Below are 12,333 nucleotides of genomic sequence, written 5' to 3'. Positions count from 1 at the left end.
ATTTTAATCATTTTCACAAAATGTTGTCCACAAATTGACAGTCAGCACAATATATAGTATGATTTTCGATATAAACAACAATAACTAAGCATCCGGAGGAATGATGTAATGATCGACAGTATTATAAAACGAAACGGGACTGTAGCACCTTTTGATACCCGTAAAATCAGCAGCGCCATCTACAAAGCGAATATCTCTGTGAGCGGCGAATCTATGACAGAAAAGCACATTGAGTTTCTGACGAATGTGGTTACCTCAGCGGCTGAGGCTTTGGGCCGCCCAACGGTAGAGCAGATACAGGATATTGTGGAGGAAACGCTGATCAAAGCTGATTACGCAAAAACGGCCAAGGCCTATATCCTGTACCGCGCCGAGCACGCCAAAACACGTCAGACTGAAAGTGACTTAATGGAAATATATAAGGATCTCACCTTCCGTTACGCTGAAGATGCAGACCTTAAACGCGAAAATGCCAATATTGACTCAGATACAGCCATGGGAACCATGCTGAAATACGGTTCTGAAGGGTCAAAATATTTTATTGATAATTACATTCTTCCGCGTGAAATTGCTGATGCACATATCTCCGGTGATATACATATTCATGATAAAGATTTCTATATGCTGACTGAAACCTGCTGTCAGATTGATTTACTCAAGCTTTTTAAAGGCGGCTTCTCAACAGGGCACGGCTACCTGCGCGAGCCGAATGACATCCGAAGCTACTCTGCCCTTGCCTGTATTGCCATTCAGGCAAATCAAAATGAAATGCACGGAGGCCAGAGCATTCCAAACTTTGACTATGCTATGGCGCCTGGTATTGTCAAAACCTTCAGCAAGCTGTACCGCAAAGCGTTGATCAATGATCTCAGTGTCTGTTCTGGTCAGGACCGTGAAGCAGTCACAGAAATGGTTGCCTCTGCCTGTGAAAAAATTGAGGCTCCGATCACTATGGATACGCAGGAAGCCTTTGGCCGGGAGCTGGCCGCATTTTTTAAGGGGTCTTCTTTTGATGCCCGGATGATTAATAAAACGCATGAGCACGCCTGCCAAACCGCTCTGCGTGAATCAGAGGAAGCTGCCTATCAGGCGATGGAGGCTTTTATCCACAACCTGAATACCATGAACTCGCGGGCCGGCGCACAGGTTCCTTTTTCCTCTGTAAACTATGGCACGGATACATCAGCCGAAGGGCGCATGGTCATCAAAAATCTGCTAAAAGCCACAATGGCTGGACTCGGTAATGGTGAGACACCTATTTTTCCGGTTCAGATTTTCAAGGTAAAGGAAGGCGTTAACTATAACGAAGCCGACCCCAACTACGATCTTTTTAAACTGGCCATCAAAACGTCCTCCATGCGCCTTTTCCCGAACTTCAGCTTCCTGGATGCACCCTTTAATCTGCAGTATTATACAGAGGGTGATTATAACACTGAGGTCGCCTACATGGGCTGCCGAACCCGGGTAATGGGGAACCATTATGACCCTCAGAACGAAACGACCTGCGGGCGCGGCAATTTAAGTTTTACCTCCATCAATTTACCAAGGATTGCCCTTGAATCTTATAGAAATCTTGATACCTTCTATAAGATTCTGGATGAGCGCGTTTCTCTGGTTGTAAATCAGCTGCTTCACCGTTTCAAAATCCAGGCCGCCAAACGAGGCAGAAATTATCCTTTCCTGATGGGACAGGGTGTCTGGATTGATTCAGAAAGTCTCGGACGCGATGACCGGGTCGAGGACGTTTTAAAACACGGAACCCTGAGCGTCGGCTTCATCGGACTTGCCGAAACGCTCAAGGCGCTTACCGGCATGCATCATGGTGAAAGTGCAGAAAGCCAGGCTCTGGGGCTTCAGATCATCTCGCATATGCGGCGTCTGATGGACGCTGAATCTGATAGAACAGGTTTGAACTTTACCCTGCTCGCCACACCGGCAGAAGGACTCAGCGGGCGCTTTGTCGCCATAGACCGTAAAAAATTCGGGACTGTCCCCGGCGTTACCGACCGTGAATTTTACACGAATTCCTTTCATGTTCCGGTCTACTACCCTATACAGGCCCATAAAAAAATTCAGCTTGAGGCGCCATACCATGAGTATACCAACGCAGGACACATCAGCTACGTCGAATTGGATGGAAATGCCAGCGCCAACCTCGCGGCCTTTGAAAAAATTGTCCGCTGCATGAAGGAAGCCGGCATTGGCTATGGTTCTATCAACCATCCTGTCGACCGAGATCCAGTCTGCGGCTACAATGGTATTATTGGCGAAGAATGTCCAAACTGCCACAGACACGAAGGGGATGGAAACCCTGATTTTGAGCGCATCCGCCGTATCACCGGCTATCTGGTAGGTACCATTGACCGCTGGAATAACGCAAAGCGCGCGGAGGAGAAAGCGAGGGTGAAACATGGCGTTTCTGCAAATCAATAATTGTATTGAAGAATCCATTGTCGACGGACCTGGGCTCCGCTTTGTCATTTTTACACAGGGCTGCCCACACCACTGTCCTGGCTGCCACAATCCTCAGACACACCAGATGACTGGAGGCACTTTTGTGGAGACAGAAATGCTTCTCGCCAGAATAGTGAAAAACCCTCTACTTCAGGGGGTTACATTCAGCGGCGGCGAACCTTTTCTGCAGTCCGCCGCCCTGGCCGACTTAGCCCAGAAGCTTCACGCAAACAGTCTAGATGTAGTCACTTACACCGGATACACACTGGAAAGGCTGAAAACCATGAAGGATGAAAGCATCAATGCCCTGCTTCGGGAAACCGATCTGCTCATCGATGGGCCATTTCAATCTGAAAATCGCGATCTGACCCTCCCCTTTCGCGGAAGCAGTAATCAGCGTATTATAGAATTACGCCATTAAAAAAACGGGTGCGTACGAAATACAGTACACACCCGCTTTTTATTTTTATTTATTCCTCAAATAAGGCGGTTGACAAGTAGCGTTCTCCGGTGTCGGGTAACAGAACCACAATATTTTTCCCTTTATTATCAGGACGCTTTGCAAGCTGTGTTGCCGCCCAAAGAGCCGCGCCGGATGAAATGCCGACCAGCAGGCCCTCCTCTTTTGCGACCTCACGGCCGGTCGCAAAAGCGTCTTCATTATCGACCTTAATGATTTCATCATAGACCCCCGTGTTCAGTGTATCCGGTACAAAGCCAGCGCCGATTCCCTGAATCTTATGCGGACCAGCCTTTCCCTCTGACAGTACTGGAGAACCCGTCGGTTCAACGGCAATCACTTTTAATTCTGGATTTTTAGATTTCAAATACTCGCCTACACCGGTAATAGTGCCGCCTGTACCGATACCTGCAACAAAATAATCCACCTTTCCATCTGTGTCTTCCCAGATTTCCGGGCCTGTCGTCGCTCTGTGCACAGCGGGATTCGCAGGATTAACAAACTGTCCTGGAATGAATGAGTCAGGCGTTTCCTTTGCCAGCTCCTCTGCCTTTGCGATAGCACCCTTCATACCTGCTGCGCCATCAGTCAGAACCAGCTCAGCCCCATAGGCCTTTAAAAGCTTTCTGCGTTCCACACTCATGGTTTCAGGCATTGTAAGGATCACACGGTAGCCTCTGGCGGCAGCGACGCTTGCCAGACCGATACCGGTATTACCGCTCGTCGGTTCAATAATAACTGAGCCTTTCTTCAGCAGCCCCTTTTCTTCCGCATCATCAATCATGGCCTTCGCAATACGATCTTTCACACTTCCCGCTGGATTAAAGTATTCAAGCTTTGCCAGCACCGCAGCATTCAATGCATTTTTCTTTTCATAATTGCTGAGTTCCAAAAGCGGTGTCTTTCCAATTAATTCAGTTAAACTCTTATAAATTTTTGCCATTTTGTTTTCCTCCGTTTAAAACATATTCAATCTTATGTTTTCATATATGATTAATATGATTTTATTATATGACGTTAAACCAATTCTGTCAAGCACTTTTGAGAAATAAATCATATTTTTCATATATGTTTTAAAAATCCATTGACTTTTCAGATTTTTCGTACTATGATTATAAAAACATATTTATTAACTATGTTTTATATCATTTATAAAGGAGACTTCCCTATGAACATTAATACCCTCTGCATTCACGGTTCTAACGTTTATCACAATGATACCGGAGCCATTTCTGTTCCTATTTTTCAAAATGCCACCTTTGCCCACCCTGGGGTTGGACAGAGCACAGGATATGATTATTCGCGCATTCAAAACCCGACACGGGAGCATCTTGAAGAAACCATTGCCAGTCTGGAACACGGGAATGAGGCGCTGGCATTCTCCTCTGGCATGGCGGCTGTTACCGCTCTTTTTGAGCTGTTTAAAAGCGGTGACCACATTATTACCTCCGACGATCTTTACGGTGGCTCACACCGGCTGTTTAACAGCATCTCCTCCCATCATGGACTGCAATTTACAGCAGTCAACACCTCAGATACCGCAGCGGTCAAGGATGCTGTCACACCTCACAGCAAAGCTATTTTTATCGAAACGCCGACCAACCCAATGATGAAGGTGACAGATATAAAAGCAATATCCAAAATCGCAAGGGCACATAATCTTTTGCTGCTGGTAGACAATACTTTTTTAACCCCTTACTATTTAAACCCGCTGGAGCTTGGGGCAGATGTGGTTATCCACAGCGGTACAAAATATTTGTCCGGGCATAACGACACGCTTGCTGGTTTTCTTGTTACCAAAAACGAAGCTTTATCCGAACGTCTCCGGTTTATTTATGGAACCACCGGCGCCTGTCTCTCTCCTTTTGACAGCTGGCTGGTCCTTCGTGGCATAAAAACTTTAGCTGTGCGTATGGACAGACAGCAGCAAAATGCGTTAGAATTATCTAAGTGGCTATCACACCACACCCGAATTAAAAAGGTTTTTTATGTTGGTCTTCCAGATCATCCTGACTACGCACTTTCAAAAAAACAGGCCCGAGGCTTTGGCGCAATGATTTCGTTTAAGGTCGATTGCCCTCAAACAGCCGCAAAGGTACTGGAACGCGTTTCCCTCATTCTGTATGCCGAAAGCCTTGGAGGTGTTGAGTCTCTCATCACCTATCCAATGCTCCAGACCCACGCCGATGTGCCCGAGAGTATAAGGGAATCCCTCGGAATTGACGACTGTTTGCTGCGTTTGTCTGTAGGACTGGAAGATATTAATGATCTCATTGCCGATCTTGATCAGGCACTGAAATAGGAGGAATTTATGTCTTACAATTTTGATGAAGTAGTAAACCGGAAAAATACCGGCTCCATTAAGTATGATTTTGCCGCAGAGCGGGGGATGCCCGAAGATATCCTGCCTCTCTGGGTAGCTGATATGGACTTCAAGACACCGCAAGCCGTTATCGACGCGCTTGTAAAAACCAGCGAACATGGTATTTATGGTTACTCTGATGTGAAATATGATTATTTTGACACGCTGCGCACCTGGTACAGCAGGCGTTTTAACTGGGAAACCGAGGCCTCCTGGCTCGTCAAGACACCTGGTGTTGTCTACGCCATCGCCACAGCCGTGCGCGGTCTGACAGAGAAGGGTGACGCTGTACTGATCCAGCGACCGGTTTATTACCCTTTTACGCGCTGCATTGAGGTTAACGACCGCCAGCTGGTAAACAACCCATTGATCTGTCAAAGCGGTCGGTATACTATTGATTTTGAGGATTTTGAGCAGAAGATTATTGATCATAACGTCAAACTGTTTATTCTCTGCAGTCCACATAACCCTGTCGGCCGCGTCTGGACAAGGGAGGAACTGACACGGATGGGCGATATCTGCCTCGCTCACAATGTCACAGTTGTCTCAGATGAAATCCATGCAGATTTTGTATATGAAGGGCAGACGCACACCATTTTTGCCAGCATAAAACCAGCTTTTGCCGACATCAGTCTCACCTGCACAGCCCCCAGCAAAACCTTTAATCTCGCCGGACTTCAGGTCTCCAATATTTTTATCCCCAACCGGTCACTCCGCCACGCATTTAAGGCGGAAATGGAGCGTTCCGGCTTCAGCCAGGTAGGCCTCATGGGGCTCGTTGCCTGTCAGGCTGCCTACGCACACGGCGCAGAGTGGCTGGACGCGCTAAAGCAATATCTTGCCTCCAATTTATCCTTTATCCGTGTTTTTCTGAAAGAAAACTTACCAGAAGTAAAACTTATTGAGCCAGAGGGAACCTATCTTGTATGGCTGGATTTCAGGGAATTGGGCTTGTCGGAAGATGCTCTGGAAAACCTGATCATCAATAATGCCAAACTGTGGCTGGACCGCGGCGCCATGTTTGGTCCTGAGGGCGAGGGCTTTGAACGTTTTAACATCGCCTGCCCAAAAGTGACGCTGGAAAAAGCCTTTTCTCAGCTTAAGGCGGCAATTGACGCCCTTTAATCCTGACGGCAGAAGCAGAAGCCTCTGCCGTTTTTTGTTGTGCTTAAATATTCCTTTTATTCCAACCACTGTAGCATAAGCTTAATTTCCTGCGTCTTATAACCTGATACCCTTTACAGTGATTATTGATGGATTTTTTCTTATTATTATGATAGTATTACAAAAAAAGGAGAGAATTCGAAACATGGCTCAAGCTATTTATGTTTTTGGACATCAAAATCCCGATACGGATTCCATTTGCGCCTCCCTTTCCTATGCCTACCTGAAACAGGCTCTCGGAAACGAAAACGTCGTGGCATGCCGTCTCGGTACTATCAATAAAGAAACAAAATATGTACTGGATTATTTTAACGTGGAGCCGCCTAAGCTGATCAAAAGTGTTAAGCCTCAGGTTTCCGACCTTCATTTCAATAATTTTTCAATGGCGACAGAACAGGATTCGGTATTAAAGACCATGAATCAGATTATTTCAAATCCCGGTCGTTCTCTGCCCGTTGTCGATGCCGATAAAAAGCTTCTCGGTATTATCTCACTTCCGGATATCATACAGGCCTACACAGACCCCTATGTTGAGTCTATTCTTAAAGACACCGAAACGCCCTATAAAAATATCATTGAGATTCTGGATGCCCGTATTATTGGGGAGATTCCATATGACTACGTCACTGGAAATGTCTATACCAATACCGAGCTGGTTGCCGGTCAAAGGCTTAACGCTGAAGATTTTGTCGTCACAGCCCTTAATGACGGCTCACTTGAAAAGGCTTTTAACGTCGGTGCAGAAAACATTATTATCTCCAATACACCGATTGGCACAATACCGCCAATTCCCGAAAATTATAAGGGACTCGTATTCCTTTCTAACCATTCTCCCTTTGAGGTTATCCGACTTTTAACCCAGGTAATCCCCATTACCAACTTTGTAAAGCGCGAAAATCTGGAGTACTTTGTCACCTACGAAACAATCGATGATGTCAAAGAAAATATGCTGACCTCTAATCATACAAGGTTTCCAGTTGTCTCTGAAGACGGTATGGTTCTCGCCTCCATTACCAAAAGTAATTTGCTGGACTATAACCGCAAACAGGTTATCCTCGTTGACCACAACGAACGCGGGCAGTCTATCCGCGGTGTGGAGGAAGCTGAAATTATCGAGGTTATCGACCACCACCGCGTCGCTGAAATCCAGACGGCCACACCGCTTTATCTGCGGATTGAGCCTGTAGGCTGCACTTGCACCATCGTAGCCAAGATGTACCATGAGCGGAATATCCCAATACCGCGCCCCATCGCTGGTTTAATGCTCTCGGCTATTATTTCAGATACACTGCTTTTCCACTCTCCTACCTGTACTGAAACTGACCGGAAAATCGCAGAAGAACTGGCCGATATTGCTGGGGTTGATCTGAAAGCCTATGGCGAAAACATGCTGGTAGCCGGCAGTAATCTGGCAGATATGTCTCCGAAAGAAATCTTATCCGCGGACCGCAAGCGCTTTACCATGGGTAATTATAAAGTTATGGTTTCTCAAATCAATACTGGCGACTTTAAAGGCATGTTTAAACAGCTCAGACCAGTATTATCCGAAATGGAAAAAGCATGCGCTGAGGAAGGTTTTGACCTTGCTGTCCTGATGGTAACTGATATTATTATGGGCGGCAGCGAGATACTGGTGGCCGGCAAATCCAGAAAACTTGCCGAAGCTGCTTTTGGTATCGGAGAGAATGACATCAGTAAATTCTTCCCTGGTGTTTACTCCAGAAAAAAACAGGTTGTGCCGCCTCTCATGAATGCTTCGGCGTTATAATTTAATAAATCTTAACAAAAGAGAAGGAGTTTCATTCTTTCTCTTTTCTTTTGTTTATATTTACTCTATAATGGTATAAAGAATTAATATGAAAGGAGACCTGCATGCAACGAATTAAACAAAATATGGTTTGTATCTTGATTCTCATTTTTGCATGTCTGCTTCTGCTTTCAGGATGCAGTAAAAAGGAACTTGTCAATAACAGTATTACCGGAGAGATCCTGGATTCGGAAAGATCCGAAGCACTAGTTGACGGTACCTACACCGCCATGTCCAAGTATTATGACCCCAGAGGCTACGGCCAGAAAATAACTGCCTCCGTGCACAAAGGCATTATCACAAAGGTCACCTATGAGGAAACCAATGTCCAGGAGACTAACCGATTGTCTGTTCCCTCTCCCAAAGAAGGCTGGACTGAATCAGATCTGAGCCTGGGCACCATTTATTCAAAGCTTTATACAAGTTTTATTGAAAAACAGAATCCTTCGGTCGATACGGTTACCGGCGCTACTCAAACCACTGAAAATTTTAAAAGCCTGGCTGCTTCTGTTTTTGATGACTGTAAAACCGGCGACACCACACCCAAGGTTGTCAATAATTTTATCTGGACCTACACGGCCGAAAGTCCTGCTGAGGATGCCTTGGGATATAAAGGCAAGCTTTCGATAACCTTTGATAATGACACCATCACCCAGGTAGTTTATGATGAATACAAAGACAATAATCTTAAATCCTCGAATGTGCTGATGAAACAGTATTTTGCATCGCTGACAAAGGAAACCTTGCAAAAGCAGACCCTGGCTCCAGTAACTGTCGACCCAGTCAACAACCCGCTGGAAGCCACTAAATACAATGAATTGCTTCAGGTTATCGCCAATCAGAGGACACCCTTTGGTTCAATATAAAAAAGAATAAATGGAAAATCCCAATGGTTTGGCGTTATTCCTTTTTGACTTGACAAAAATGCAACAAACATATATACTTGAATAAACTGGTTATGATCGCTGCGTCAAAAACTAACATATTTATTAGAGAAGGTGGAAAAATGGAGAATAATACATTTGGTTCACGTCTTAAAGCTTTAAGACTGTCTAAAAATCTAACTCAGGAGAAATTCGCAAATATTTTTTATCTTAATAAAAGTTCAATTTCTAAATATGAAAAAGATAAAAACTTGCCCGAAAATCAATTATTAATTAAAATCGCTGACTTTTTTGATGTATCTGTTGATTATTTGTTATGTAGAACATCCCAGCAAAAATTATTGCCAAGCAATCCAAAACCAATGAGCGGTGAAGAATTTTTAAGCTCTTATGTTTTCTCTGAAGAAGAAACAGAAGCTTTTGCAGCTTATTTTTCTTTCCCAGACGACTTAAAAAAAGAAGTTTTAGACTATATTCGTTTTAAACAACAATAATTCAAAGCTTGGGAACCTCTCACTTTCCAGGTCATCAGTAAAAGGTTAATTAAAAAACCCGCTGTCTGCGCAGCGGGTTTTATTTGTATTATTATTCCTTTACACCAGTAACGAAATAAATATGCCTAAGAAGCTAATCATTCCGATACCTAATAATTTGTCATATTTCATTACGGTCACCTGTCTTTCTCTGATTTTTAACTTACTGACATTATACCCGATACATGTATCAAGCCTACAACCATGAAGCTAAAAATTTTATGAATTAAGTAAACATAATGAAATCGCTTGTATCATTTTAATCCCGAATTGTTACAATCTTTACAAATCTATTTTTCAAAAATACTCTGAGCAATGTTAACACCGGCTTTTGCATCTTTGCCGTAATAATCTGCTCCGATATCGGCCGCATACTCAGCGTTGAGCACTGCACCGCCAACCATTACAGCCGTTTCCGGACAATGTTCATGAATCTGGCTCACAGTCTCCGCCATATTTTTGACAGTTGTTGTCATCAGAGCGCTCAGGCCGACCAGCTGGATATTCTCCTTTTTGACAGTCGAAACAATTTTTTCTGTCTCAACGTCCTTGCCAAGATCCAATATTTCATAGCCGTAATTTTCCAGGATAACCTTCAGGATGTTTTTCCCAATATCATGGACGTCTCCCGAGACAGTTGCCAATACAATCCGCCCTTTTGTAATCTGTTCCTCAATGCTAAGGTGATTTTTGATGATCTCAAAGGATTTCTGAACAGCTTCGGCGGCAAAAATAAGGTTTGGTAAAAATGCTTCCCCTGTCTCAAATTCCTCGCCCACCATATCAAGCCCAGGGATCAGATAGTCATTGACAATTGCCATCGGGTCCAGTATCTTCAGGAGTTCTTCCGTTGCAGCGGCGGCCTCCTCCTTCATTCCATCAACGACCATTGCTTTAAGATTGGGCAGTGCTTCGCCTTTATCCTTGGCTATCGGGGTTGCCGATTTACTGTTATATTTTGTGACATATTGGATACAGCTTTCATCATAACCCCAAAGTCCTCTGAACGCGGTGACAGCCTCCATCATTCCCTGGTCGGAAGGATTCATAATCGGGGTATTTAAGCCCGATGTAAAAGCCATGGTAAGGAAGGTGCGGTTCATCAGCTCTCGGTTTGGCAGTCCAAAGGAAATATTGCTGACACCGAGCACAGTTGGAACCTTCAATTCTGAATGAATCAGTTCAAGTGCCTTGATGGTTTCCTTCACCATTTCCTGCTGGGCCGATGCGGTCAGTACCAGACAGTCAAGCAGCACATTCTTTTTGGGAATCCCTATAGACTCTGCTCTATGAATGATTCTCTTCCCAATGGCAAGACGATCCTCAGCTTTTTCAGGAATGCCCCTCTCATCCATGGTCAGTCCGAGAACGCAGGCACCATATTTTCTGGCAATGGGCAATATCCGCTCCATAGAGCCCTGTTCCCCATTGACAGAGTTAATAATTGGCTTTCCATTATACTGCCGCAGCACCGCCTCGATAACTTCAGGGTCAGAGGAGTCAATCTGTATCGGCAGATCGACCAGATTGCTGACAGCCTCGACAGCCCTCAGCATCATTTCCTTTTCATCAATATCCGGCAGACCAAGATTGATGTCAAGAACGTGAGCCCCTTCTTTTTTCTGTTCGACAGCCAGCTTTTTAACAAGGGAAAGCTCTCCGCGGCGCAGCTCTTCTTTTAACGCCGCGTTTGTCGTTGGATTAATGCACTCTCCAATGATGCGGATATCCTGCCCCAGCGCAACAGTTCTGGTCCCTGTTGCCACAAGTGTCTGCTGTTTCTCAGGCGATAAATTCCCAAGATTCGGAAGCGGAGAAGTTTTTGTGGCGTCAATGGTCTTTTGGATATATTCCGGGGTTGTCCCACAGCATCCGCCCAGCACAGATGCTCCTTTTTGCGCGATTTCGGCCATATAAGCGGCAAATTCGTCCGACGTTATATCATAGAAGGTTTTTCCATCTGCCACCCGCGGAAGGCCCGCATTTGGCTGAACTACCACGGGAACTGACGCATACTTAAGCAGCGTTTCAATGACCGGCATCATTTTATCCGGACCGGTAGAGCAGTTGATCCCGATAGCGTCTACTCCCAAGGCTTCAAGTATGGTTACAACGGTCTGAGGATCGGAGCCTGTGAGCGTGCGTCCATTTTCCTCAAAGGTCATTGAGGCGATTACCGGCAAATCGCTGTGCTCTTTTGCCGCCAGAACAGCTGCTTTCATTTCATAGATATCGGTCACGGTTTCAATCAGCAGCACATCCGCCCCTGCTGCAGCCCCGATTTCGACCATCTGCGCAAAATACTGGTAAGCTTCGTCAAAGCTGATGTCCCCAAGGGCACCGATCAAAGCGCCCAGAGGACCAATATCCAGGGCGACATATTCAGGCTCCAGCTCTTTTGCCAGCTTCACGGCCGCTGTGATAATCGCTTTCTGATCATATTCCGTATTGTTTAGTTTATAGCCGTTTGCTCCAAAGGTACAGGTCGTGATAATATCTGATCCGGCTTTAACATAGGCTCTGTAAATATCCTGAATAATCTCTGGGTGTGTTAACGTCAGTGCCTCTGGCACAGAACCAATATTTTCAAGCTTTGCCTGAAGCAGGCTGCCCATTGCGCCGTCAAGATAAAGTCGTTTTGTTTTTAATGCTTCTGTAAATTTCATAGT

At 45.2% G+C, this 12,333-nt stretch carries 9 protein-coding genes; 7 read left to right on the top strand and 2 right to left on the bottom strand.

The features are described 5' to 3' along the window. Window positions 1-108: 108 nt before the first annotated feature. Window positions 109-2,433 (top strand): anaerobic ribonucleoside triphosphate reductase, encoded by a 2,325-nt coding sequence (locus tag B2M23_RS08260; protein ID WP_038352910.1) that lies wholly within the window; start codon window positions 109-111, stop codon window positions 2,431-2,433. Further along, window positions 2,411-2,875 carry an anaerobic ribonucleoside-triphosphate reductase activating protein gene (gene nrdG, locus B2M23_RS08255; RefSeq protein WP_038352911.1) on the top strand — a complete coding sequence of 155 codons (465 nt, stop codon included), beginning with the start codon at window positions 2,411-2,413 and terminating at the stop codon, window positions 2,873-2,875. The genes B2M23_RS08260 and nrdG overlap by 23 nt, the downstream gene beginning before the upstream one ends. 49 nt (window positions 2,876-2,924) lie before the next feature. Here the strand turns inward: nrdG and cysK are convergent, their stop codons facing one another. Continuing rightward, window positions 2,925-3,857 carry a cysteine synthase A gene (cysK, locus tag B2M23_RS08250; RefSeq protein WP_038352912.1) on the bottom strand — a complete coding sequence of 311 codons (933 nt, stop codon included), beginning with the start codon at window positions 3,855-3,857 and terminating at the stop codon, window positions 2,925-2,927. 225 nt (window positions 3,858-4,082) lie between these two features. Here cysK and B2M23_RS08245 point away from each other — a divergent pair, with 225 nt between their 5' ends. The 5 genes from B2M23_RS08245 (at window position 4,083) to B2M23_RS08225 (ending at window position 9,625) form a co-directional block, all read left to right on the top strand. Continuing rightward, window positions 4,083-5,216 carry a trans-sulfuration enzyme family protein gene (locus B2M23_RS08245; RefSeq protein ID WP_038352913.1) on the top strand — a complete coding sequence of 378 codons (1,134 nt, stop codon included), beginning with the start codon at window positions 4,083-4,085 and terminating at the stop codon, window positions 5,214-5,216. A 9-nt stretch (window positions 5,217-5,225) separates the two neighbouring features. Continuing rightward, window positions 5,226-6,401 (top strand): MalY/PatB family protein, encoded by a 1,176-nt coding sequence (locus B2M23_RS08240; RefSeq protein WP_038352914.1) that lies wholly within the window; start codon window positions 5,226-5,228, stop codon window positions 6,399-6,401. Between the two features lie 184 nt (window positions 6,402-6,585). Continuing rightward, window positions 6,586-8,208: a putative manganese-dependent inorganic diphosphatase gene (locus B2M23_RS08235; protein WP_038352915.1), complete on the top strand. Its 1,623-nt coding sequence runs from the start codon at window positions 6,586-6,588 to the stop codon at window positions 8,206-8,208. Between the two features lie 104 nt (window positions 8,209-8,312). Further along, entirely contained in the window at window positions 8,313-9,113 is an 801-nt protein-coding gene (locus B2M23_RS08230) for a hypothetical protein (protein WP_038352916.1), read from the top strand. A 140-nt stretch (window positions 9,114-9,253) separates the two neighbouring features. Then, window positions 9,254-9,625 (top strand): helix-turn-helix domain-containing protein, encoded by a 372-nt coding sequence (locus tag B2M23_RS08225; protein ID WP_013381903.1) that lies wholly within the window; start codon window positions 9,254-9,256, stop codon window positions 9,623-9,625. A gap of 329 nt (window positions 9,626-9,954) precedes the next feature. Here B2M23_RS08225 and B2M23_RS08220 read toward each other — a convergent pair whose 3' ends face one another. Further along, entirely contained in the window at window positions 9,955-12,330 is a 2,376-nt protein-coding gene (locus tag B2M23_RS08220; RefSeq protein ID WP_038352917.1) for a homocysteine S-methyltransferase family protein, read from the bottom strand. Between the last annotated feature and the right edge of the window lie 3 nt (window positions 12,331-12,333).

Origin of the sequence: Eubacterium limosum (assembly GCF_000807675.2) — a bacterium.
Classification (GTDB): domain Bacteria; phylum Bacillota; class Clostridia; order Eubacteriales; family Eubacteriaceae; genus Eubacterium; species Eubacterium limosum.
The sequence above is the reverse complement of the archived record's forward strand: the minus strand, read 5'-3'. Positions and strand labels throughout refer to the sequence as shown.

Coding starts and splice junctions, on each gene's coding strand:
- B2M23_RS08260 (WP_038352910.1), top strand. CDS start 109: ATGATCGACAGTATTATAAAACGAAACGGGACTGTAGCACCTTTTGAT.
- B2M23_RS08245 (WP_038352913.1), top strand. CDS start 4,083: ATGAACATTAATACCCTCTGCATTCACGGTTCTAACGTTTATCACAAT.
- B2M23_RS08225 (WP_013381903.1), top strand. CDS start 9,254: ATGGAGAATAATACATTTGGTTCACGTCTTAAAGCTTTAAGACTGTCT.
- B2M23_RS08240 (WP_038352914.1), top strand. CDS start 5,226: ATGTCTTACAATTTTGATGAAGTAGTAAACCGGAAAAATACCGGCTCC.
- B2M23_RS08230 (WP_038352916.1), top strand. CDS start 8,313: ATGCAACGAATTAAACAAAATATGGTTTGTATCTTGATTCTCATTTTT.
- B2M23_RS08220 (WP_038352917.1), bottom strand. CDS start 12,330: ATGAAATTTACAGAAGCATTAAAAACAAAACGACTTTATCTTGACGGC.
- cysK (WP_038352912.1), bottom strand. CDS start 3,857: ATGGCAAAAATTTATAAGAGTTTAACTGAATTAATTGGAAAGACACCG.
- nrdG (WP_038352911.1), top strand. CDS start 2,411: ATGGCGTTTCTGCAAATCAATAATTGTATTGAAGAATCCATTGTCGAC.
- B2M23_RS08235 (WP_038352915.1), top strand. CDS start 6,586: ATGGCTCAAGCTATTTATGTTTTTGGACATCAAAATCCCGATACGGAT.